Raw genomic sequence first — 22,132 nt, 5'->3', positions numbered from 1 at the left:
CGAGACAGGTTCCAAGGGCTGGGCCGTGCCCGAGAGCACGGCCCAGGGCGCAGCAGGCTCGTTCGCCATCCGCGCTCAGTGGAAGCGGTATGCCAGCCTTACTTGCGCCCGGCCAGCGCCTTCTGGATGGCCGCTTCGGTCTCGGCGTAATTCCCTTCGCCAAAGTGCTTGTAGACCACGGTGCCGTTGGCATCGACCAGGTAGAGCGCCGGCCAGTACTGGTTGCGCCAGGCGTTCCAGGTGGCATAGGCGTTGTCCTGCGCGACCGGGTAGCGGATATCGAAGCGCTTGAGCGCTGCCTGCACGTTGGCGGTGGACTTCTCGAAGGGGAACTCCGGGGTGTGGACGCCGACCACAACCAGGCCCTTGTCGCGGTATTTGTCGTACCACTGCCGCACATGGGGCAGCGTGTTGATGCAGTTGATGCAGCTGTAGGTCCAGAAATCGACCAGCACGACCTTGCCGCGCAGCCCGGCAACGGTCAGCGGTTCAGCGTTGAGCCACTTGTCGATGCCGGTGAATTCAGGCGCCTTGCCATAGTCGGCAGGGGCGGCGGCTGCATACTGCGCGGCAACGATGGCGGTGGTGGCCAGCAGGGTACGAAGGAAGCGGTGCATGGTTCAGGCTCCAGGTTGGGAGGCAGGAAAAAGGGAGGTCAGCCAGGCGACGGCAAGCGTGTCGTACTGGAAGTACATGGCGATGGCGGTCGCCACCACCAGCACACCGAAGCCTTGCTGCAGCCGGTGCGTGTGACGGGCCAGGCGGCGCACGTGAGTGGTGGCGAACTGGCCGCCATAGGCAATGCCCAGCATCGGGATGGCCGCGCCAGCCGCGAACAGCGCCAGCAGCCCGGCGGCGCGATGCAGGTCTTGCGCCTTGGCCACCAGCGCGAGGATCGACGCCAGCACCGGCCCGGCGCACGGGGTCCATACCGCGCCCAGCGTCATGCCCAGCACAAAGCCGCCGGCCACGCCGGTGCCGGTCCGGCCGCCGGCGCCCGCCAGGCGGTCGACCACACCGGCGAACGGGGCCGCCAGGCGCTCGAAGCCCGCCGGCCACAGCCGCGCCAGGCCGGCGCCCAACAGGAACAGGATGGCAGCGTTGCGCACCACGCCCGGGGCTTCGCTGAAGGCGCTGGACAGCGCGCCGAAGACGATGCCCAGCGCGGAAAAGGCGCTGACGAAGCCAAGCGCGATCGCCAGCGGGCGCAGCCGGCCGGATTCGCCCACCGAGCCGGCGAGCAGCATGGGCAGCACCGGCAGCACACAGGGCGAGGCAATGGTCAGCACGCCTGCGGCAAAGGCAAGGAAGGCGTCGATCATGGGCGGCCCCCGTTGGCGTGCGCGGTGCCGTAGCAGGCACGATGGCAGGGGCGGGGCGGCGGATGGATGGCGACGATGGACATGGCGGAGAACTCCCGGTGTTGGCGATAGACGCATTCCACCGTCCGCACGTATCCCGGCTGTTTCCGCTTCCGGGCATCCGTGCAATCTTTCATGTCTGCAGCGGCCCGGGATACAGAGCGATACATAGTGGCGCCGCACCCGCCGCACGGTGACCGCACCGGGCCGTGCCAACGCGGTGCCGCCGCTTCAGCGGCTGCCGTGGAGCTCGAGGTATTCCGTGAATTCGTCGCGCACGACGGCTTCAATGCGGGCGAGCTCGTCGTCCGTGATGTCTTCGAACAGCTTGCGCTTGCGCCTGGACAGCTCGCCGTGGTTCTGGACGATCAGGTCGATCAGGTTCGACAGCCGTGACTGGCGCAGGTCGAGCCAGCTTTCCAGGCGTGTGACGCTGGCATCGTAAGCGCGCAGGTACTGGATCTCCTGCGCAAGGTCTTGCTCGACGCACTGCTCGATGCATTCGAAGACGAATTCGCACAGCGCTGTCGCATCAAAGGATGCGTAAAGCCAGCCGGGCTGTGGCGACTTGATCAGGATCGTGTCGCTGTCCGAATCCAGCGCGTAGTTGAGCAGGGCCGTCCGCGGGGCGGAATAGGACTTCAGCAGGGCGGCATAGGTATCGATCTGCTTGAGCATCCGCGCCGACACCGGCAGCACTACGCCATCGGGCGTGACACCGGCCTGGCGCAGCAAATGGTGGATGAGGAATCGATGGAGCCGGCCGTTGCCGTCGTAGAACGGGTGGGCGAAGACAAAGCCAAACGATACGCACGCCGCCGCCACGATCGGGTTTGCCGCCTGTGCAGCGACCAGGCCCGCCACCGCGGCAATCCCGTCCATCATCGCGCCAAGCTGCTCGGGCGGCGGGGGAATATAGTCCGCGATGTTGCGCATGCGCCCGCCGCGGGACAGCCAGTTCTGCTTGTCGCGGTAGGAGAATTCAGCGCGCAGCCCCGAGATGATTTCGTTCTGCCACTCGCACAGCTGCTCTTCGGTAAGCGGGGCGGGATTGCCGGCGTACTCCAGCAGTCGCCTGAACTTGGCGACCCGCTGGTTATCGGGGATCTCGTGCTCGATGGAGTAGGTCGATCGAGTTTCCGCGAGGTAGAGGTAGTCCACCGCGCGCGCCAGCAACTCTGGCTCGAGCCGCTTGATGGCCGCGGCCACGCGGCCGGGGAGGTCGGCGGCAATGTACTGCGCCAGCTTCTCGGTGCGGCGCACCAGGGGGCAAAACGCGGCCGGGCCAAGGTGGTTGTTCTGGATGCCGAACTGCAGGTCCGGCGTTGCCGGGCCGGTCAGGTAGTGGGTCTCGTCCAGCGCCAGTACCCTGGGCGCCCCGGCCGGCAGCTTGTAGTCGAATTGCGCCCCGGCCAGCCATTTGGCATAGAACGCGCTCAGCCTCGCATAACGGGAGGTCGGGGTGGCCGCCAGCCACTCGCGTACAGCCTGCACCGCTTGCGCATGCTCGAACAGCGCCGCCAGCACGGTCAGGTCCAGGTGCTCCTTCTTCAGCGCGAACGTCAGGTGGTCCACGGTCGTGTCGGCGCCGCGGTAGCGGTTCCTTGGGTACACGGTGCGCGTGGTGCCGTCCGGTCCGGTGTGCGTGCTGAGGACCCCGGTCTTGTCTGCGAGGGCAGACGTCGAGCGCAGCGGCGGGACGCGCAAGCCGAACTTGCGGATAAGCGCATCGTAGCCTAGTGGCGCATGAGACATATGAAGTCGCAATCCTTGGGTGCGGGTTTGCCTGGAGCTTACCAGAGTTTCTACAGAATTTACCAAAACATCTACTTGATGGCCAAATGCTTTCCATTCTATCTATAGCGATGGACGGGCAACCTGGTCGCCGGGCTTCCCAGGAGTTCTACAGGACTTACCGTTTCGTCTACTCTCGGGGGTAGCCTGGATGATCTTGTCTACAGGGCTTGCCTTCCGATCCGGGTAGCGGTGCCTCTGGTCGCCTGAAAATCAAAACCGATCATGACAAAAATGCCATCTTCTGAATCGGCCAAAATGGCGTTCAGGGTTTTTCGGTGAATCCGTCAGGGTTTTCGAGGGTTTCTGGCCGCTACCCGGCAATAAGCATTTTTATTTGTTTATCTGGCTCGAATAATCGCCTATAACTGCATCTACATGCTGCGGCTGATGTCACGCATCATGCCTACGCCCGCCAGGCTTGCCTGCGGGCATTTTTTTTGGGGACGCGAGGATACTGTTTGTACGGTATTAATCGATCTGATTTATTTCGCTCATCATTCGACGCAGTCAAAATCATGACATTTCTGTAATCATGACATTTTTGTAATCATGCCGACTGACCGGTGGGTGGACTTCCGGGCATTACAAATTCGTAATGATTAAATTTAAGTTCTTTTCCTCATTCATTCAAAACGAACGCTCATCTATCGGCGGCGATTCGCCTGGAAGCCGCTCCAGCAAAGGGTTTCATGGTCATCGGGTGGCGCCTGGCGACGCCTTTCTCCGGGGGCGATGATGCATATTCAGCGTGAATATCCGGTGCCGATCCTTCCCCATCATAAATTCAGTGAAAACCCTGCCATCCCTTTCTCTTGACTTGCTTGATATATCACATACTGTGTATCCCATCGCCACTCCGAACTTGAGAGAGGTGAGGGCGGAGACCTCAGGTCGGGGTCGGAATAAGAGGCAAATAAATGCCAATGACACAGGAGACATGAAATGCCAGCAGCCACCCTTATGCTGAGGCGCAGCGCGTCCGCATACCCGCCCGCACCCCCGCAATTGAATGGTCAAATGATTCAAGGAGCGCGCAAATGAGTAATCCATCGGCAGCGCTGGGCGCTAATCGCCAGGTCCCGGAAGGCACACGCTGGCTGCAATTGATTGTCGGTGTGGTCTGCATGATCGCCACCGCCAATATCCAGTACGCCTGGACCTTGTTCGTCCCTGAGATCCAGGGTACCTATGGCTGGTCGCGCGCCAGCATCCAGATCGCCTTCACCGTTTTCGTCCTGGTGCAGACCTGGCTGGCGCCGATCGAAGGCTATTTCATCGACAAGTTCGGCCCGCGCATGATGGTTGCCTTCGGCGCGGTCTTCATCGGCGCGGCGTGGTGCATCAACTCCCAGGCCACTACCCTGATGGGCTTCTACGTCGGCGCAGCCGTTGGCGGCCTTGGCGTGGGCTCGATCTACGCCACCTGCATCAATAACGCGCTCAAGTGGTTCCCTGACCGCCGTGGCCTTGCGGTGGGCCTGACCGCGGGCGGTTACGGCGCCGGCTCCGCGGCGACGATCCTGCCCATCGCGGCCATGATCGAGTCGCAGGGCTTCCAGCACACCTTCCTGTTCTTCGGCCTGCTGCAGGGCGGGCTCGCCTTTGTCGCGGCGTGGTTCCTGCGCGCACCAAAGGGTAGCGAGGTGAGGGCATCGCAGAAGCTGGTCCAGGCCACGCGCGACTACACGCTCAAGGAAGCGATGTCCACCAGGCTGTTCTGGCTGATGTTTGTGATGTTCATCCTGGTCGTCACCGGCGGCATGATGGCCGTGGCCCAGCTTGGCGTCATCGCCAAGGACCTGGGCGTGAAGGAGTTCAAGGTCGACCTGCACTTCTTCGTGATGGCCGCACTGCCGCTCGCGCTGATGCTCGACCGGATCATGAACGGCATCTCGCGTCCGTTGTTCGGCTGGATCTCGGACAACATCGGCCGTGAGAAGACCATGGTCATTGCCTTCACCCTGGAAGGCCTTGGCATCATCGCGCTCGGCTACTTCGGCAGCAACCCGTACGCGTTCCTGATCCTGTCGGGAGTGGTGTTCCTGGCCTGGGGCGAGGTCTACTCGCTGTTCTCGGCACTTGCCGGCGATGCCTTCGGGACCAAGCACATCGGCAAGATCTACGGCGTGCTCTATACGGCCAAGGGCATCGGCGCACTGTTCGTGCCGGTCGGCAACCTGATGATGGAGGCGAGCGGCACCTGGTCGACGGTGCTCTACACGGTTGCGGCCATGGACCTGACCGCGGCCTTCCTGGCGATCATGGTCTTGCGGCCGGTGCTGGCCAGCCACGTTGCCACCTCCAGGAGTCTTTTCTCGAAGGAGACGGCGGCGGCGGGGACGCAAGTGCCAGCCTGACAGACAGGTACGCAGGGCGTTTCGCGGCAAGACGGGCGGGCATCTTCGGAAGCCCGCCTTTTCGTTTACCAGGGACTCGGCAATCCCGGTGGCTTTGCCGGGCCGTATGCGATCGGATAACGCATGGCTGGCCGACGCAATGCTCATGGCAAGCCGCGACGCCGGCTCCCACAATGAAATGGCTCACCGGAGCCTTTCATGCCATACACCCTTTGCCTTGAAGCGGAATGCCTGCGCCTGCGACTGCGGGCCGGCGCGGAACTGGTCTGCCGCTGCGGCAGCCTGTGGCTGACGTTCGAAACACGGGACAGGCCGTCCCCGGACGTCCTGCTCGCACCCGGCGAGCGCTATCAGCTGCATGGTGACGCCGACGTGTTTCTGGGGGCGCTGCACGGCGCCGGCCCCGTGTTGTGCGGGATCGAGGCGCCGCCACCCCCGCGCCGTGCGGGCTTCCCCTGGCTCAGGTGGCTACGGGGCTCGCACGTGTCCTGACGGTGTGTGCGGCTTCCTGGCAAATCCACTCGGCTACGCACCTGACGTCCTCGCGCGGATCGGCGGAGGCATGGACCAGCCAGTATGCGTTGGGGCTCGGCGGCGCTTGTAGCGCCGTCGGCACGATCACCAGCTGGCCGCCATCGATCAGGGGCCGCACCAGCTCGATCCGGCCCAGTGCGACGCCCTGTCCCGCCAGCGCCGCGTGGATGACCTGGTCGTACTGATTGAAGCGAAGCACGCCGTGCTGGCTCGCCTGGCGGTAGCCGCGCGGCTCGAGCCAGCTGCGCCATTGCAGCCACGGACGGGGATCGTCGAATTCCAGCAGCGGCAACTGAAGCAGCGCCTCGTCGTGCCGGGCGACCCCGGCCACCAGCGATGGATGGGCAACCGGGGCGATGTTTTCGCCGAACAGGCGCACAGCATCGGGCGGCGCCGCGGCGTCGCGGCAATAGCGCACGGCGAGGTCGATGCCCTCGGCACGCAAGTCGCTGATACGGTTGCTGGCGGACAGGCGCACATCCAAATGCGGGTGCGTCTTCTGCAGGTTCCCCAGCCGCGGCAGCAGCCACAAGCCGGTCACGCCGATGCTGGCGGTGACCGTGACGGCGCGCTGGCCCTCGTTGCGGCGCACTTCGGCTACCACGTCCTGCAGCTGCTGCAGTGCGCTGTCGGCGCTGCGAAACAGCCGTTCGCCCTCGGCGGTGAAGGCCACGCCGCGATGCTTGCGCACGAACAGCGGTACCTTCAGCTGCTCCTCCAGCGCGTGGATCTGCCGGCTTACCGCCGACTGCGTCAGGCATAGGTCGTCCGCTGCCTGCGTAATGCTCATGCGTCGGCCGACGGCGACGAAGCCCTTGAGCAGGTCGAGCGGAAACAGCCGGACAAGCGGGACGGACATGCGGTGGCCTCCTGGCAGATTCGCGATACGCCATTACAGCACGATCCCCGGCCCTCTTGCCATGCGCGGCGCGCATGGCAAGACGACCAAATGATCGCTTGAAGCACAGCGCCGGGGCGGCTGCAATAGAGCCATCGCGCGCCTGCCGGCGCCATTGTCCGACAAGGGGCCGTCATGACTTCTCGCCTGCCGCACACTTGCGCCGCCATTGCCACGCCGCAGTCCGCCACGCCATGGTGGCGGGAGTTGTGGGTGCTCGTGCTGGCGGGCGGCCTGCTGATGGGGCTGGCGTTGGGCGTGCGCCATGTGCAGGGTTTGTTCTTGCTGCCCATCATCGCCGAGCGCGGCTGGACCCGCGAGATCTTCGGCTTCGCGATGGCGGTGCAGAACCTGGTCTGGGGGCTGGTGCAGCCCTTCACTGGCATGCTGGCCGACAGGTACGGCTCGTGGAAGGTGATGGCCGGCGGACTGGCGTTATATGCCGCCGGACTTTACGGGATGACACAGGCCGAGACGTCACCGGCCTTCGTCTGGTCGGCAGGCGTCTGCATCGGCATTGCGCTGTCCGGCACGACCTTCGGCGTAGTGTATGGCGCGCTGAGCAGAATGGCTGACACCGCGCAGCGCAGCCGCGCACTGGGCCTGGCCGGCGCCGTCGGCGGCATCGCGCAGTTCGCACTGGTGCCGGCCGCGCAGGGGCTGCTGATCGCATCGGGATGGGCGACCACGCTGCTGATGCTCGCCCTGGCACTGGCCGTGCTGCTGCCGCTTGCGCTGCCGATCCAGGACCGGATTGCCGCCGCGCCGGCGCCGGCCGCGGACGAGACCAACGCGGCCCGCGGCCAGCCGTCGCTGCTCGGCGCGGTGCGCGAGGCATTCGGTCATTCCGGCTTCTGGCTCCTGAACCTCGGCTTTCTTGCCTGCGGCTTCCAGCTCGCCTTCATCGCCAGCCACTTGCCCGCCTATCTGCTGGACCGTGGCATGCGTCCGGCCGACGGCATGGCCGCGCTCGCCATCATCGCGCTCGCCAATGTGGCCGGCATCTACGTGTTCGGCCTGCTGGGCGGGCGCTACAGCAAGAAATACCTGCTCGCCGGCATCTACCTCGTGCGTACCGCGGCGATGGCGCTGTTCCTGCTACTGCCGCTGAGCACGCCCACGTTGTACTTGTTCTGCGCGGCGATGGGCTTCCTGTGGCTCGGCACCGTGCCGCTGACCAACGGGATCCTCGCACAGGTGTTCGGCGTGCGCTATCTCGCCACGCTGTTCGGCTTCGTGTTCTTCGGCCACCAGCTGGGCTCGTTCCTCGGCGTATGGCTGGGCGGGCTCGCGTTCGAACTGACGCGCTCGTACGACCCGGTCTGGTTCAGCGCCATGGCGCTGGGCGTACTGGCCGCGGCCTTGCACTTCCCGATCGACGACCGGCAGATTGTCAGGACCGGCCTCGCGCCGGTGCGGTCATGAGTCTGCGCCGCGGACCGGCGCTCGGCATATGGCTGTCGGTACTCGGCCTGGCGGGCCTGTGCATGGTGGCACTGACATCTTGGCTCGACCCGGCTTTTGCGCTGGCGTGGGTACAGCTGATGGCGATGTGCCGATAGCAGTCGCCATGCCCCGCGGGACTCGATCGCGCTAGTTCTCCTGAACCAACTGGAATGCGGTCCTGCAGGCCTTGGCCCATTCCCTAGCCAATTCCCTACGCTGCGCGGTCCGGGTCGCCATCGCTTCGTCCAGGCCGGCCGCAAGATCCGGCACGGTGACCGCGGCCGGCGCCCCGGCCGCGCCCCAGGCCGCGGCAAAGGCGATTTGCTTGCTGGTCCCAGGGTGTTGTGCGGCCCGGAGCAGGCCAAGCCATGGCAGGAAAAAGGCGCCGGCGACAATGCCGCCGTGCAGGCTGCTGCCGACAAAACCCTGGCTGTGCGCAATCAGCGCACAGATATCCCACAGATTGAGCGAGTCGAACAGGACCACAGGCGTGCCGCGCAGCCGTGCCGCCAGGCGCTGGTAGCAAGCCAGGTCGTCGTGCCAGGGCGCGGCGCCGGCGCGAAACAGCACCAGGCCCAGGGCCCTGGTCCGGGCGATACGTTCGAGCTGGGCCGCCAGCTGTGAAAGGGTATCGTCGTCGCCAAAATCCGCGCTGAACTGCACGGCCAGGTATCCGCCAGGGAACCCTGACACGATGCGGGCGCACTCGCCCTGGCGGGCGCGCCGGCGGATGCAGTCGCCGAACAGCTCGGCCACCAGCACGGCCGGATCGGGTTCCAGGCGGCAGGCAATGCCGTTCTGCGCGAGCATGGCCCGGGTCTGATGGTCTCGTATCCCGACGCTGGTGGCGGCCCCGAGCTTGGCCACCACCTCGGCCCGCATGGCAGGCTCAACCGATCCAAGTTCAATGCCGCCGGCGGCGTGGACAATGACACGCCGGACATTGGCAAAGATGCCGGCCGGCAACAGGTAGGGGACCCGGTCCCGTACGCCCAGCTGCGCCTGGGCCCAGACCGTCCGCTCGTGCGGCCGGGCATCGAGCAGCGCCACCACCGCCCGGGCCTGCTCGGGAGGCTGCAGCATCACGGCCGCCTCCCAGAGCGAGCAGGTCAAAGTTTCGCCACCCACATGGACGACATCGACGGCGCTGTCGCCCACGGTGGCTGCCAGCCGCGCCAGGGTGTGGACCCGATGGCCGCCATGGATTCTCAGATTGCGCTCGGCCAGGCCCCCGTAAAACGGATTGGCCTGCCCGATCAGGCTTCGCACCACATGCGGCAGCAGCAGGTCGCCGAAGTTGTGGCGATCGAAAGCGCCAAACAGGATCGTGGGGAAGCTGGTTCCTGATCGGGAGGCTGGCATGGCGTTTGGCAAAAATTGGCGTCCACGGGGTTCTCAGATCCGCATTTTATGCATTGCGCGATGGGACCCGTCCTCGGGACGCCTCCTCCGTAGGATTAGATGGCCTGCGAGACGTTGCTCATGTCGTGGACCTCAGGGGCATGGTGCTTTCGCTTTCCGGAAAAATGCACATAAAGGGAATCGAGGGTACGGCCGATTTCGGCCAGCAGGGCGTCGTCATCCGCCAGGCGCTCGCGCGCGCCGGCAAGCACGGCTTCGAACCCGCTGGCTTCGGGCACCTGGGCCCCGCCGATATCCAGGGCGTGGACCATGCTGGCCAGGCGGGCCAGTCCGCGGTCGGCGTCCAGCCCGAAGCTGGCCAGCAGCACCTCGAATGAAACCTTGTCGCCCACATGCGTGAAGGCGGCGCCGTCGAAGTCGAAACCCAGCGCGTCATCCGGGCAGTCCGCGGGATGCTCCAGCCACAGGAAGCGCGCATGCGGGTCGATAAAACGCTGGATCAGCCACGCGCAGGCAACCCGGTCCACCCACAGGTGGCGCCGCGTTGCCCAGTCGCGCCCCTGGTATTGGGCAGGATCCCGGCGCGGGATGCCGCCGCTTGCAGGCTGGGGCTCGCCTGGCGAGCGCAGGGTTTCGACCGCATTGTTGAAGTCCCGCCATTGCAAGGCGGCGTTGGCCGAGGCGTCGTTGGGGAAAAAGTCGGTCCCGGCGATGGCATCAAAGGCACGGCCGTGCCGGCGCAGCAGGCGGGCGATCCCGGCCTCATCCTGGCCGGACAAGCTCTTGCGGTCTTCGGAAAGGGCGGCCAGCCAGCCGGCGTAGTCAGCCGTGCGGTCAAACAGTGTCCGGTAGGCGTGAGCCTCCGCCGGATCATGCGCGCGCACGTTCAGCAGCCAGGCCTGGCCGCCTTCCTGGATAGTTTCATCGGCCAGGTCGCGCAGTTGAGCGCTTTGCGCGCTTGCCGTCGGCAACAGATAGGCGCCGTCGCGCAGTGCGGCGCAGCCTAGTGTCTTGAGGGCTCGCCAGATGCGCATCCGGGCAGTGGCGCCCTTGGTTGGCAGGCTGATGACGAGGAGGGTCCACAGTTCCGGAGCTGGTTCCATGGGCCGATACTAAGTGCTTGTAGAGTATCGATCAACTATGTAGCGATCTCTACAGGTTTATTCGTGGGTGCACTTAATGGCACTTATTCCGGAGTCGGCTGTAGGTCCATGGGGCAGATAACGATATAGGCATTCATTCGTTCCCGTGTGATGCAGGGTTCCCTATCTTGTGAGCCTGCTCATCCGCAAGGAAGGAATCATTTATGAATGCCCCGTTGGACTTCGATGCGCGGCACGCGCTGCGCGCCGCGCTGGACGCCGTGCCGGCGCTGGCGCAGAAGATTGGCATCGACGCGGCCGCCCGCGAGGCACGGCGGCTGCTGCCCTATGAGGCCTTCGCGCTGTTTCGCCAGTCCGGGCTTGGCGTGCTCCGGCTCCCGGTGGAGCAGGGTGGCCTGGGCGGCTCGCTGGCCGACCTGTTCGAGGTCATTGCCGCGATTGCCGCGGAGGAATCGAACGTCGCGCACGCGCTGCGCATCCATTTCGACCAGACCGAGTCGCTGCGCCTGGCGCCGCGCTCGGCCTTCAACGACCTGCAGGTGCAGCGCATTGTCGGGGGCGCGATCTTCGGCGGTGCCTCCACGGAACGCGGCACGTCGCGTCCCGGTGAAATCACCACGGCGCTGCGGCGCGACGGCGAGCACTATCGCCTGAGCGGCAAGAAGTATTACTCCACCGGCACCGCCTTTGCCGACTACGCCCGCATCAATGTGAAGGATGCCGATGGCGCCGATGCCTCGATCATCATCCCGACCGATCGCCCCGGCTTCAACGTCGTTGACGACTGGGACGGCATGGGCCAGCGCATGACCGCCAGCGGCAGCCTGGTGCTGGACGATGTGCAGGTGCTCGCCGATGAAGTGACGCGGCGCGCCAACAGCACACTGGTCGGCCGTCATTGCGGCGCGCTGCGCCAGTTGCACCTGGTGGCGGTGGCGGCGGGGATCGTGCGCAATGCCTGGGCCGATGCCCTGCGCTATGTGCGCGAGCATGGCCGACCGGTGCTGCACAGCCCGGCATCCTCGGCGCGCGAAGACCATTTCATCCAGCAGGTGATTGGCGACCTGGCCGCGCACAGCCATGCCATCGACGCACTGGTGCGTGAGAATGCGCGCGCACTGGACCGCTCGGCCGATGCGCTGCTGGCACGCTCCGAAGACGCCGAAGCGCTGGTCCTGGCCGGCGCGCTCGCCACCGCGCAGACCCAGCTGGTGGTCAGCAAGCTGGCGCTGCACGTGGCCGAGCGCATGTTCGAGGCCGGCGGCGCCTCGGCCACCGCCCGGCAGCACAACTTCGACCGGCACTGGCGCAACCTGCGCACGATCTTCAGCCACAACCCGCTGCTGCACAAGGCGCGCGTGGTCGGCGCCTACCACCTGAACGGCGACACCACGCACCTGGCCGAAGGCCGGGTGTTCTGAGCCGCCGGAGACGAACGATGACAGCAAGCTCACCGCAGCGGCAGCTGCACCTGAACATCAACGCGCTCCATTCCGGCTTCGTGCCGTCGGCGTGGCGCCTGCCCGCCAGCGACCCGCGTGCGTTCGTGGACGTGCAGCACTATATCCGCCTGGCACGCATCGCTGAAGCGGGGAAGTTCGACGCGATCTTCCTGGCCGACAATGCGTCGATCGCCGACCAGATCCATTTCCGGCCGATCACGGCGCTGGAGCCGACCCTGCTGCTGGCCTGCGTCGCCGCGGCGACTACCCATATCGGACTGGTGGCCACGGCCTCCACCAGCTACAACGAGCCCTATAACATCGCGCGGCGCTTTGCCACGCTGGACCATGTCAGTGGCGGCCGCGCGGGCTGGAACGTGGTGACCACGGCGGATGCCGGCTCGGCACGCAACTTCGGCCGCGCCGCGCCGCCGGACCACGGACAGCGCTATGCGCGTGCCGACGAGTTCACGGATCTCGTCAAGGCGCTGTGGGACAGCTGGGAAGACGATGCCCTGATCGGCGACAAGCACGACGGGCGCTTTGTCGATACCGCCAGGCTGCAGCCGGTGGCGCACCATGGCGCCTTCTTCGACGTGCAAGGCCCGCTGAACCTGCCGCGGCCGCCGCAGGGCCATCCGGTGCTGTTCCAGGCCGGCGGCTCCAGCGACGGGCGCGAGCTGGCCGCACGGCATGCCGAGGCGGTGTTCTCCGCGTCGCAGTCGTTCGAGGAATCGCTGGCCTACAAGCGCGAGATCAACGCGCGTGCCGAAGCGCTGGGGCGCGGCCCGCACGCGGTCAAGGTGTTGCCGGGGCTGACCACCATCATCGGCGCCACCGAGGCGCAGGCGCGGCAGCGCCGCGACGAGCTGGTCGACCTGATTCCGTGGGACTACAGCCTGGTGCGGCTGGCCGGCACACTGGGCATTCCGGTGGAACGGCTGAGCCTGGATGCGCCGCTGCCAGATGACCTGGCGCTGCCGGCCAACGGCAACCACACCTTCTTCCGCGCCACCGTGGCGGTGGCGCAGCGCCAGAACCTGACGGTGCGCGCGCTGATCCGAGAGCTGGCGGGAGGCGGCGGCCACCGCGTGATCGTGGGCACGCCGGAGCAGGTGGCCGACGATATCGAACACTGGTTCCGCCATGGTGCCGCCGACGGCTTCAACCTGATGCCCGATGCGCTGCCCGACGGGCTGCAGGCGTTCGTCGATGGCGTGGTACCGATCCTGCAGCGGCGCGGCATCTTCCGAACTGCGTACGCGGGCACCACGCTGCGCTCGCACCTGGGCCTCGAACGGCCCGCGGGACGGGTACCGGCGCAGGCTGCGGCGTAAGCAGAAGTCCGCATTTGCTACGTCGTATTCCTTCGTGGACTGGGCAAGGGGCGTTTCTTAGACTGGTGCTTCCTTATCACTGCCCAGCCTGCCATGACACGACGCCCTTTCCTTGCCACCCTCGCACTCGCCGCGCTGACGGCGCTTGCCACGTTCTCCATCGGCACCGCCCACGCGCAAGCCAGCGACCGGCCACTCAAGGTCGGCGTGCGCGGCGGGGTCGACGAAGAGATCTGGGAAGTGGTGACGCGCGTCGCCGACAAGCAGGGGCTGAAGGTGCAGACCATCGTCATCACCGGCACCGCCAGCCCCAACGAGGCCCTCAACAATGGCGACCTCGATGCCAATGCCTTCCAGCACATCCCGTTCCTGCGCGACCAGATCCGGCAGCGGGGCTACAAGATCGTCAATGTCGGCGATACGCTGATCTCGCCGATCGCGTTCTATTCACGCAAGGTCAAGTCGCTGGAGGCGCTGCCCAATGGGGCGCGCATTGGCATCCCGAACGACCCGAGCAACCAGACGCGCGCGCTGGTGATCCTGCGCGACCACGGGCTGGTCAAGCTCAAGGATGGCTTCGATCCCTATACCGGCACGGCGTCGCTGGCCGACATCACGGCCAACCCGAAGAAGCTGGAGTTCGTGGAAAGCGCCTCGGTGGTGCTGCCGCGCGCGCTGCCAGACGTCGATGCGGCCGCCATCGTCAATACCTTTGCGTACCAGGCCGGCCTGATCGCCACGCGCGACGGCATCGCGGTGGAAAAGAAGGAGCACAACCCGTACGTGAACGTGATTGCCGTGCGCGAGAAGGACAAGGGCGCGCCGTGGGTCGCGCGGCTGGTCAAGGCCTATCAGTCCGACGAGGTGCGCAAGTTCATCCAGACCAAATACCAGGGTTCCGTGATCCCTGCCTTCTGACGAGCCAGCATGCACGCTGTCCTACCGTTGAGCGAACCCGGGCCGCATATCGTGTTCGCGGGGATCGGCAAGACCTACGCGGGGGCAGGCGCCCCCGCGCTGGCCGATATTTCCTTCACCATAGGCCGCGGCGAGCGCTTCGGCATCATCGGCCGCAGCGGCGCCGGCAAGTCGACGCTGCTGCGCACCATCAACATGCTGGAGCGCCCCGACACCGGCCACGTCAGCATCGACGGCGCCAATATCGGCCTGCTGGACGAGAACGGCCTGGTGGCGCTGCGGCGCCGGATCGGCATGATCTTCCAGCACTTCAACCTGCTGTCGGCCAAGACCGTATTCGACAACGTCGCACTCCCGCTGCGCGTGGCGGGTGTGCCGCGCCACGAGATCGCGGTCCGTGTGATGGAACTGCTGGACCTGGTCGGGCTGACCGACAAGGCGCGCGCCTATCCCGCGATGCTGTCCGGCGGGCAGAAGCAGCGCGTGGGCATTGCCCGTGCGCTGGTGCACCGGCCCGAGATCCTGCTGTGCGATGAGGCAACTTCCGCGCTGGACCCGGAGACCACTGAGCAGATCCTGGCGCTGCTGCGCGACATCAACCAGCGGCTGGGGCTGACCGTGGTGCTGATCACGCACGACATGGCGGTGATCAGTGAAGCCTGCGACCGCGTGCTGGTGCTGGACCACGGCCACGTCATCGAGCATGGCCCCGTCTGGAAGGTGTTTGCCGAACCGCACGCGGAAGCCACCATCGCGCTGCTGCGGCCATTGCGGCACCGCATGGCCGCCGTGCCGGACATAACGAGACAGGAGACTGCACATCGTGCTGCTGCCAATGGCTGACAAGTATTTCAAGGCACTGGGCGAGACCCTGCTGATGACCGCCAGCGCGTGCGCCGTGGTGTTCGCCGCCGGTATGGCGCTGGCCCTCGTGCTCACCATGACCGCTCCCGGCGCCCTGGCGCCGCGGCCGCGGTTGCACCGGACCTTGTCGGTCCTGGTGAACATGTTCCGCTCGATTCCCTTCATCATCCTGCTGGTCGCGATGCTGCCGGTCACGCGCATGATCGTCGGCACCACCATGGGCACGTGGGCGGCGGTGGTGCCGCTGAGCGCTCACCTGATACCGTTCTTCGCGCGCATCTCGCAGGTTGCGCTCAAGGAGATCGACCAGGGGCTGGTCGAGGCGGCCAGGGCCATGGGATGCCGCCGCTGGCATATCGTGCGCCACGTGCTGCTGCCGGAGGCGATGCCCCCGATCATCGGCGGCGCCACCGTGACCGTGATCGCCATGATCGGTTCGTCGGCGATGGCGGGCGCGGTGGGCGCCGGCGGGCTGGGCGACCTGGCGATCCGCTATGGCTACGAACGCTACGAAACCGCCGTGATGTTCCACGTCATCGCGATCCTGGTGGCGCTGGTCTCGCTGGTGCAGTTTGCCGGCGAACGGCTGGCGCGGCGGTTCGACCACCGGCGCTAGTTGGCGGCTGGCGCCGGGCTTGCCCCGGCGCCCCGCGTCACGCCGCCGCGATCTGTGGCACGGCCGCCAGCAACTGGCGCGTGTAGGGATGCGCGGGCGCGTCCCAGATGCGGTCACGGTGATCGGCTTCCACGATCTGTCCCTCGCGCATCACCAGCACACGGTCGGCAATGTAGCGCACCACGCCAAGGTCATGCGAGATGAACAGGCAGGCCAGGCCATACTCGGCCTGCAGGTCAGCCAGCAGGTTCAGCACCTGCGCCTGCACCGAGACATCGAGCGCGGACACCGGCTCATCGCAGACCAGCAGCCTGGGGCGTACGATCAGTGCGCGGGCAATGCCGATGCGCTGCCGTTGCCCTCCGGAGAATTCGTGCGGATAGCGCTGCAGCGCCGATGGCGGCAGGCCGACGCGCTCGACCATGGCGGCGGCGCGTGCGCGACGATCGCGGCGATCGCGCGCGCCATGGATCTGCAGCGCGTCCTCCAGCAGCGCCCCCACGGTCTTGCGCGGGTTCAGCGAGCCGTACGGGTCCTGGAACACCAGTTGCATGGCGCTTCGCCATGGCCGCAGCTTGCGCCGGTCGATCCCGGCCAGGTCGGTGCCATCGAACTCTATGCGCCCGCCGTCATGGTCCGACAGGCGCAGCACGGCGCGGGCCAGCGTCGACTTACCGCAGCCGGACTCGCCCACCAGCGCAACCGTCTCGCCAGGTGCAATCGAGAACGATACGCCGCGCACCGCATGAGTCTGCTGCGAGCCGGTGCGGTGCACCACGTGCAGGTCGTCGATGCGGACCAGCGGCGTCGCGCCGGCTGGCGCATCCGTCGCCTGGGCAGGCGCGGCGGGATGCGCCAGCCGGAATGCCGCCGGCGTACCGTCCGCGCGCCGGTCGACACGCAGTTCGGGCAGGCGGACACTGCGGTAGTGGGGCGCCTGGCATTGCCCATGCGCGGCGCTCAGTGATGCGCCGAGCAGCGCGCGTGTATACGGATGCGCGGGCGCGCGGAACAGCGCGGCAGCGGGCTGTTCCTCGACCTTGATGCCGTCATGCATCACCGCCACCCGGTCGGCCCAGCGCGAGACCACGCCCAGGTCGTGCGTGATCAGCAGCATGGCCATCGACAGCTCGCGCCGCAAGGTATCGAGCAGTTCCAGGATCTGGGCCTGTACGGTGACGTCCAGCGCGGTGGTGGGCTCATCGGCGACCAGCAGGCGCGGCGAGCAGGCGATCGCCATGGCAATCATCACGCGCTGGCGCTGGCCGCCCGACAGCTGATGCGGGTAAGCCGCGAAGCGCCGCTGCGGTTCAGGAATGCGCACCTGGTCGAGCAGTTCCACGGCGCGGGTTCGTGCCGCGCGAGCCGACAGCGGTCGGTGCAGCTGCAACGCTTCCACGACCTGGTCGCCCACCGTGAGCACCGGGTTGAGCGACATCATCGGTTCCTGGAAGATCATCGAGATAGCGTTGCCGCGTAGCGCGGCCATATCCCGCTCAGGCAGGGCCAGCAGATCGCGACCGTCCAGCAGGATGCAGCCGGTGGCCCGCGCCGGCGGCGACAGCAGGCGCAGCAGGGCCAGTGCCGTGGTGGACTTGCCGCAGCCGGATTCACCGACCAGCGCGACCGTTTCGCCCTCATGGATGTCGAGATCAAGCGCCGCAACGGCCGGCCGCTCCGCGCCGGGATAACGGACCGTCAGCTCGCGCAGCGACAGCAGTGGTTGGGTCATGGGGTGGCTGCCTGTGTCATGCCGGCGCGTGTACCTCGGCGGCCAGCAGTTCCGGCTCCACCTGGATCTCCAGCGCTTCGTTGAAGCGCGCGAAGAAGGCGCACAAGGCCGCGCGCAAGGTCAGTTCCACGATCTGTGGCTCGGAGAAATGCTCGCGCAGCTTGCCCGCCAGGGTATCGGTGACGCGCTGCGTGGTGACCTGCACGGTGTAGTCGCGCACCAGGCGCTCAATGCTGTCCAGGCCCGGCACGTCCGGCTCCAGGATGTTGGTCACCGTGTCCGCGTCCACACCCAGCGCTTCGAGCCGGGGCTCGTGATGGGATATGCAGTAGTGGCACGCGTTCAGGCGCGATGCCGTGACCAGCACGATTTCCAGGTGGCGGCGCGTGATCAGCGCATCGCGGGCGGAGTCGAGGAGCAGCCCGAACAGATGCGCCACTGCGGGTGGCCGGTGGCCGAGTACCTTGAGCATATTGCCGAACGCCCCATACTCGCGTTCGATGCGTTCGTAGACGCTACCTGCCTCAGGGGGCAGTTGCGATGCATCGATGTCGTTGACGCGTGCCAAGTGATTCTCCTGCAATGTATATGGATGAAAAGTGGATGCGGGCCGCTTCAGCGGCCGTCGCGCGGATCGAACACGGCTGCCAGGCCGTCGCCGATCAGGTTGAGCGCCAGCACCGTGACGGCAATCGCCAGCCCCGGCAGCACGCACACGTACCAGTCGGTGCGCAATACCTCGCGGCCGGCGCCGACCATGTTTCCCCAGCTGGCGATATTGGGGTCGCCCAGGCCAAGGAACGCCAGGCTCGATTCGGTCAGGATCGCGGTTGCCACCATCAGCGACGCTGACACGAGCACCGGCGTGAGGGTGTTCGGCAGGACGTCATGGACAATGATGCGGGCATGGCTGGCGCCAAGTGCCTCGCTGGCCAGCACCATGTCGCCGTGCCGCAGGCGCAGCACCTCGGCCCGCACCAGCCGCGCCAGTGCGGGCCATGAGGTGATGCCGATCGCCAGCGCGATCTTGGTCACGGAGGGCTGCGCGATGGCGACGATGGCCAGCGCGAACAGGAACGAAGGAATGGTCTGGAAGAAGGTGGTGACCGCGCCGAACACGCGGTCGACGCGTCCGCCGTAGAAGCCCGCGGCAACGCCGCCGGCGACGCCGAGGGCGACCGAGATGGCCGTGGCTACCGCGGCGATCAGCAGCGACGCGCGGGCCCCGTGAAACAGCCCGGCGGCGATATCGCGGCCGAGCATGTCGGATCCGAGCGGATACGCGGCGTCGCGGCCGGGCCAGAGCAGGGGCTCGGTGGCCATGTCGAGCGGGTCGCCGGGAAAGAGCCAGCCGGCGCCGAGGGCAGCGCCGAGGATGACCAGCAGCAGCGAGCAGCCAAGCAGGGCGCTTGGAGACGACAGCAGCCGGCGCATAGTACCGCGGCGGCGCGGCCGGAGCAGCACCGGCGTGGTGGCCGCGGCGGCTGCCTGCGCCGGCAGGACTTGGGAAGACGAGGGCACGACAGGACTCCTGGAGCGATCCCGGCTAGCGTGGCAGCCGGATGCGCGGATCGACGCGCGCATAGACAAGGTCGACAATCCCGTTGACCAGGATCACCACCACGGAGCTGCACAGCAGGATGCCGAGCAGCAGGTTGTAGTCGCGCTGGTACAGCGCGTCGAAGGCGGTGCGGCCAAGGCCCGGCCAGGAGAACACCGTTTCCACCACCACCGCGCCGCCGATCACGGAGCTGGCCTGCACGCCGACCATGGTCACCAGCGGCAGCAGGGCATTGCGCAGTACGTGCCGTGTCAGCACGCGGTGCTGCGGCGTGCCCTTGGCCACCGCGGTGCGCACGAAGTCCTGCCGGCGCACGTCGATCATGCTGGCCCGCATCAGGCGCACGTAGACCGCCATGTAGAACAGGCCCAGCGTGACCGCCGGCAGCACCAGGTGGCGCGCAACGTCGAGCGCATAGGCCCAGCCCGTCAGCCCGGACTCGACCGTGAACATGCCGCCCACCGGCAGCCAGTCGAGCCAGACCGAGAACACCAGCACCAGCATCAGGCCGATCCAGAACAACGGCGTGGCAAAGCACAGCAGGGCGGCGATGGAGATCAGGCTGTCCAGCAGGCGCCCGGCGCGCATGGCGGCCAGTACACCCAGTGCGGCACCAACGACCACTGCGAAAGCGATGCTGGCGCCCATCAGCAGCAGCGTGGCCGGCAGGCGCTGGACGATCAGGTCTAGCACCGGCATGCCTTGTCGGAACGAGTAACCGAGGTCCAGATGGGCCAGGTGCCACAGATACCTGCCCAGCTGCACCCACAGCGGCTGGTCGAGCCCGAACTGGGCACGCAGCGCGGCCACGTACTCGGGCGTGGCCGCGCCGGCTTCACCCGCCAGGACCTGGGCGGCATCGCCGGGCGCCAGGCGCAGCAGGAAGAAGTTGACCACGGACATGGCCGTCACCACGCCCAGTGGCTGCAGCAGCCGGCGCCAGGCCGGAAGGCGGAACATGCCGCCAGTCTGGCTTGCCATGGTTCAGCGCGCCGTTTCTGCCTTGCCGGCGGTGGCAACGGTGGCGTTGGCGCGCGGCGGCGTCACGAACCACGCATGCTTGAGCGAAGCATAGATCTGGTCGACGCTGCTGACCGTATCGCGCAAGCTTGCCGATTGCACCGTGAAGAAGCGCAGCTCAAGCAGCGGCAGCGACGGCAGGTCGGTCTGCACTACGCTCTGGAACTTGCGGAACAGTTCCACGCGCTCGGCCTGACTGGGCGAGCCCTGGGCCTGATCGATCAGCTTGTTGGCCTCTTCGCCACGATAGCCCGAGCCGTTGGACCACGGGATGTTCTTGCCCACCGTGTCGGCGCGATAGGCGCGCGTCACGCCGACCAGCGGATCGGCAAAGCCGGCGAACCACACCACCGCCAGGTCGAAGTCACGGTCACCATAGACCCGTTTGGTGTAGGTGGGCGTGTCCTGCGTACGTACCGCCACCTCGATGCCCACGCGCTTGAGCGCTTGCTTGATATATTCAGCGCTGCGCTTGTAGTCGTCGCCGTAGGGAAGGTAGTCGATCTGGATCCTGAGGCGATTGCCGTCCGCGCCGCGCTTCAGGCCGGCAGCGTCCAGCAGCGCCTCGGCCTTGGCCGGGTCATAGGCGTACTTCGGCACGTTGGGGTTGAAGAACTGGCCAAGCGTGGATACCACCGGGCTGACGGCCGGCTTGCCGAAACCGAACCAGACCACCTTGTTGAGCGCGTTCAGGTCGATGGCATGGGCCAGGGCCTGACGCACGCGCACGTCCTTGAAGTACGGCCGGTCCAGGTTGATGTCCATGAACAGCCATGGCGAGAGCCAGTCATAGCCGCGCGTTTCCAGCTTCAGCGGCGGCAGTTGCGCGAGCCGCTGCGCATCCTTGAGCGGCACCGGGTTGAACGGCGCGTACTGCGCCTCGCCTTTCTCCAGCGCCGCAGCCCGTGCGCTGGCGTCCGGAATGACCTTGAAGATGATCTTGTCCAGGTACGGCTTGCCCTTGTCCCAGTAGTTGGGATTGCGCTCCAGCACGATGTAGTTGCCCTTGTTCCATTCCTTGAACACAAAGGGCCCGGTGCCCACCGGCTTGTTGTTGTAGGGGTTGTTAAGGATGTCAGTGCCCTCATACAGATGCTTGGGCAGCACCTGCGCGCCGTTGCTGTTGAGCGAGCTGAGCACGGCCAGCGACGGCTCGGAGAAGCGCAGCACCACAGTCAGCGGATCCGGCGTATCGACCTGGGTCACCTTGCCGAGCAGGATCTGGTTGCGCGGGTGGAGCTTCTTCCAGACATTTTCCAGCGTCCATTTGACATCGGCCGAGGTGAACGGCTTGCCGTCGTGCCACTTGACGTTGGGACGCAGGTGGAAAGTCAGCGTCTTCGAATCCCTGGAGATCTCCCAGCGTTCGGCCAGGGCCGGCTTGAGCTTGAAGTTGTTGTCGTACTCCAGCAGGCCGTCGAACACATTGGCGCTGAAGAAGCCGGTCGGTGCCGCCGAGTTCAGCGCGGAGGTGAGGACGACGGGCTCGGGCTGGATGATCGTGGTCAGCGTGCCCCCCGCACGCGGGGTTTCGGCGGCAGGGGCAGCGGCCGCGGCGCCCGCGCCAAGCAGACCCAGGGACAGTACGACGGGAGCAAGCCAGGCAGGCGAAGCCAGCGCCCTGGCGGGGCGTGCGGACCGGAACGGCCGGAACAATTTCATCATGGTGGCAGGAACAGTGGATCGCACCGCGCTCTGGCGGCGCGGTGGCGGAGGTCGGTGAAACACAGGGAGCCCCACTATATGAAGGGCGCAGCGTAACGCGAACGAAGCTTTGCGCATGC

At 66.5% G+C, this 22,132-nt stretch carries 18 protein-coding genes and 1 pseudogene; 8 read left to right on the top strand and 11 right to left on the bottom strand.

The window, feature by feature from the left end; translation table 11 throughout:
• Positions 1-98: 98 nt before the first annotated feature.
• The 3 genes from AC07UK_RS07595 to AC07UK_RS07585 all read right to left on the bottom strand — a co-directional run bounded on the left by AC07UK_RS07595 (position 99) and on the right by AC07UK_RS07585 (position 3,116).
• A complete protein-coding gene (locus tag AC07UK_RS07595; protein ID WP_153953525.1) occupies positions 99-617 on the bottom strand; it encodes a thioredoxin family protein in 519 nt (172 codons plus the stop codon).
• Positions 618-620: 3 nt separating this feature from the next.
• Positions 621-1,322: a cytochrome c biogenesis CcdA family protein gene (locus tag AC07UK_RS07590; RefSeq protein WP_114130769.1), complete on the bottom strand. Its 702-nt coding sequence runs from the start codon at positions 1,320-1,322 to the stop codon at positions 621-623.
• Between the two features lie 270 nt (positions 1,323-1,592).
• Positions 1,593-3,116 (bottom strand): Fic family protein, encoded by a 1,524-nt coding sequence (locus AC07UK_RS07585; RefSeq protein WP_013953133.1) that lies wholly within the window; start codon positions 3,114-3,116, stop codon positions 1,593-1,595.
• Between the two features lie 1,079 nt (positions 3,117-4,195).
• Between AC07UK_RS07585 and oxlT the strand changes: the two genes are divergently transcribed.
• Together oxlT and AC07UK_RS07575 are read left to right on the top strand one after the other, a co-directional pair.
• The gene (gene oxlT / locus AC07UK_RS07580; protein WP_436223247.1) at positions 4,196-5,515 is read left to right on the top strand and encodes an oxalate/formate MFS antiporter; all 1,320 of its coding nucleotides are present in this window, start codon (positions 4,196-4,198) and stop codon (positions 5,513-5,515) included.
• Positions 5,516-5,713: 198 nt separating this feature from the next.
• The gene (locus AC07UK_RS07575) at positions 5,714-6,007 is read left to right on the top strand and encodes a DUF2917 domain-containing protein (RefSeq protein WP_436223248.1); all 294 of its coding nucleotides are present in this window, start codon (positions 5,714-5,716) and stop codon (positions 6,005-6,007) included.
• Here the strand turns inward: AC07UK_RS07575 and AC07UK_RS07570 are convergent.
• Entirely contained in the window at positions 5,976-6,908 is a 933-nt protein-coding gene (locus tag AC07UK_RS07570; RefSeq protein ID WP_494685570.1) for a LysR substrate-binding domain-containing protein, read from the bottom strand. The two genes, AC07UK_RS07575 and AC07UK_RS07570, sit on opposite strands and share 32 nt — an antisense overlap.
• A gap of 174 nt (positions 6,909-7,082) precedes the next feature.
• On the opposite strand from AC07UK_RS07570, the gene AC07UK_RS07565 reads away from it, so the two are divergent.
• Positions 7,083-8,372: an MFS transporter gene (locus AC07UK_RS07565; RefSeq protein ID WP_494685569.1), complete on the top strand. Its 1,290-nt coding sequence runs from the start codon at positions 7,083-7,085 to the stop codon at positions 8,370-8,372.
• 168 nt (positions 8,373-8,540) lie between these two features.
• On the opposite strand, the gene AC07UK_RS07560 is transcribed toward AC07UK_RS07565, so the two are convergent.
• A complete protein-coding gene (locus AC07UK_RS07560; protein WP_494685568.1) occupies positions 8,541-9,755 on the bottom strand; it encodes a polysaccharide pyruvyl transferase family protein in 1,215 nt (404 codons plus the stop codon).
• Between the two features lie 95 nt (positions 9,756-9,850).
• Positions 9,851-10,858, bottom strand: a complete 1,008-nt coding sequence (locus AC07UK_RS07555) for a chromate resistance protein ChrB domain-containing protein (protein ID WP_494685567.1) — start codon at positions 10,856-10,858, stop codon at positions 9,851-9,853.
• A 203-nt stretch (positions 10,859-11,061) separates the two neighbouring features.
• On the opposite strand from AC07UK_RS07555, the gene AC07UK_RS07550 reads away from it, so the two are divergent.
• The 5 genes and pseudogenes from AC07UK_RS07550 to AC07UK_RS07530 all read left to right on the top strand — a co-directional run bounded on the left by AC07UK_RS07550 (position 11,062) and on the right by AC07UK_RS07530 (position 16,035).
• On the top strand, positions 11,062-12,279 hold the full coding sequence (locus AC07UK_RS07550; protein ID WP_494685566.1) for an acyl-CoA dehydrogenase family protein: 1,218 nt from the start codon (positions 11,062-11,064) through the stop codon (positions 12,277-12,279).
• 17 nt (positions 12,280-12,296) lie between these two features.
• A complete protein-coding gene (locus AC07UK_RS07545) occupies positions 12,297-13,637 on the top strand; it encodes an LLM class flavin-dependent oxidoreductase (protein ID WP_494685565.1) in 1,341 nt (446 codons plus the stop codon).
• A 93-nt stretch (positions 13,638-13,730) separates the two neighbouring features.
• On the top strand, positions 13,731-14,555 hold the full coding sequence (locus AC07UK_RS07540) for a MetQ/NlpA family ABC transporter substrate-binding protein (RefSeq protein WP_114130781.1): 825 nt from the start codon (positions 13,731-13,733) through the stop codon (positions 14,553-14,555).
• Between the two features lie 9 nt (positions 14,556-14,564).
• Positions 14,565-15,356, top strand: a pseudogene (locus tag AC07UK_RS07535) (methionine ABC transporter ATP-binding protein); the annotation flags it as partial.
• A 22-nt stretch (positions 15,357-15,378) separates the two neighbouring features.
• Positions 15,379-16,035, top strand: a complete 657-nt coding sequence (locus AC07UK_RS07530; RefSeq protein ID WP_494685564.1) for a methionine ABC transporter permease — start codon at positions 15,379-15,381, stop codon at positions 16,033-16,035.
• Between the two features lie 37 nt (positions 16,036-16,072).
• Here the strand turns inward: AC07UK_RS07530 and AC07UK_RS07525 are convergent, their stop codons facing one another.
• The 5 genes from AC07UK_RS07525 to AC07UK_RS07505 all read right to left on the bottom strand — a co-directional run bounded on the left by AC07UK_RS07525 (position 16,073) and on the right by AC07UK_RS07505 (position 22,013).
• Positions 16,073-17,767, bottom strand: a complete 1,695-nt coding sequence (locus AC07UK_RS07525) for an ABC transporter ATP-binding protein (RefSeq protein WP_436223256.1) — start codon at positions 17,765-17,767, stop codon at positions 16,073-16,075.
• Between the two features lie 16 nt (positions 17,768-17,783).
• Complete coding sequence (locus tag AC07UK_RS07520) at positions 17,784-18,335, bottom strand: carboxymuconolactone decarboxylase family protein (protein WP_494685563.1); 552 nt, start codon at positions 18,333-18,335, stop codon at positions 17,784-17,786.
• A gap of 47 nt (positions 18,336-18,382) precedes the next feature.
• A complete protein-coding gene (locus AC07UK_RS07515; RefSeq protein WP_494685637.1) occupies positions 18,383-19,201 on the bottom strand; it encodes an ABC transporter permease in 819 nt (272 codons plus the stop codon).
• A gap of 112 nt (positions 19,202-19,313) precedes the next feature.
• The gene (locus tag AC07UK_RS07510; RefSeq protein ID WP_494685562.1) at positions 19,314-20,309 is read right to left on the bottom strand and encodes an ABC transporter permease; all 996 of its coding nucleotides are present in this window, start codon (positions 20,307-20,309) and stop codon (positions 19,314-19,316) included.
• Between the two features lie 3 nt (positions 20,310-20,312).
• Complete coding sequence (locus AC07UK_RS07505) at positions 20,313-22,013, bottom strand: ABC transporter substrate-binding protein (protein WP_436223259.1); 1,701 nt, start codon at positions 22,011-22,013, stop codon at positions 20,313-20,315.
• Positions 22,014-22,132: the final 119 nt, after the last annotated feature.

Source organism: Cupriavidus sp. GW821-FHT07C08, assembly GCF_059419025.1.
The sequence above is the reverse complement of the archived record's forward strand: the minus strand, read 5'-3'. Positions and strand labels throughout refer to the sequence as shown.

Excerpts from the sequence above, each read along its gene's own strand:
- AC07UK_RS07585 (WP_013953133.1), bottom strand. The coding sequence starts at position 3,116 with ATGTCTCATGCGCCACTAGGCTACGATGCGCTTATCCGCAAGTTCGGC.
- AC07UK_RS07595 (WP_153953525.1), bottom strand. The coding sequence starts at position 617 with ATGCACCGCTTCCTTCGTACCCTGCTGGCCACCACCGCCATCGTTGCC.
- AC07UK_RS07540 (WP_114130781.1), top strand. The coding sequence starts at position 13,731 with ATGACACGACGCCCTTTCCTTGCCACCCTCGCACTCGCCGCGCTGACG.
- oxlT (WP_436223247.1), top strand. The coding sequence starts at position 4,196 with ATGAGTAATCCATCGGCAGCGCTGGGCGCTAATCGCCAGGTCCCGGAA.
- AC07UK_RS07575 (WP_436223248.1), top strand. The coding sequence starts at position 5,714 with ATGCCATACACCCTTTGCCTTGAAGCGGAATGCCTGCGCCTGCGACTG.
- AC07UK_RS07570 (WP_494685570.1), bottom strand. The coding sequence starts at position 6,908 with ATGTCCGTCCCGCTTGTCCGGCTGTTTCCGCTCGACCTGCTCAAGGGC.
- AC07UK_RS07510 (WP_494685562.1), bottom strand. The coding sequence starts at position 20,309 with ATGGCAAGCCAGACTGGCGGCATGTTCCGCCTTCCGGCCTGGCGCCGG.
- AC07UK_RS07565 (WP_494685569.1), top strand. The coding sequence starts at position 7,083 with ATGACTTCTCGCCTGCCGCACACTTGCGCCGCCATTGCCACGCCGCAG.
- AC07UK_RS07590 (WP_114130769.1), bottom strand. The coding sequence starts at position 1,322 with ATGATCGACGCCTTCCTTGCCTTTGCCGCAGGCGTGCTGACCATTGCC.
- AC07UK_RS07545 (WP_494685565.1), top strand. The coding sequence starts at position 12,297 with ATGACAGCAAGCTCACCGCAGCGGCAGCTGCACCTGAACATCAACGCG.
- AC07UK_RS07525 (WP_436223256.1), bottom strand. The coding sequence starts at position 17,767 with ATGACCCAACCACTGCTGTCGCTGCGCGAGCTGACGGTCCGTTATCCC.
- AC07UK_RS07560 (WP_494685568.1), bottom strand. The coding sequence starts at position 9,755 with ATGCCAGCCTCCCGATCAGGAACCAGCTTCCCCACGATCCTGTTTGGC.
- AC07UK_RS07550 (WP_494685566.1), top strand. The coding sequence starts at position 11,062 with ATGAATGCCCCGTTGGACTTCGATGCGCGGCACGCGCTGCGCGCCGCG.
- AC07UK_RS07555 (WP_494685567.1), bottom strand. The coding sequence starts at position 10,858 with ATGGAACCAGCTCCGGAACTGTGGACCCTCCTCGTCATCAGCCTGCCA.
- AC07UK_RS07505 (WP_436223259.1), bottom strand. The coding sequence starts at position 22,013 with ATGATGAAATTGTTCCGGCCGTTCCGGTCCGCACGCCCCGCCAGGGCG.
- AC07UK_RS07515 (WP_494685637.1), bottom strand. The coding sequence starts at position 19,201 with ATGCGCCGGCTGCTGTCGTCTCCAAGCGCCCTGCTTGGCTGCTCGCTG.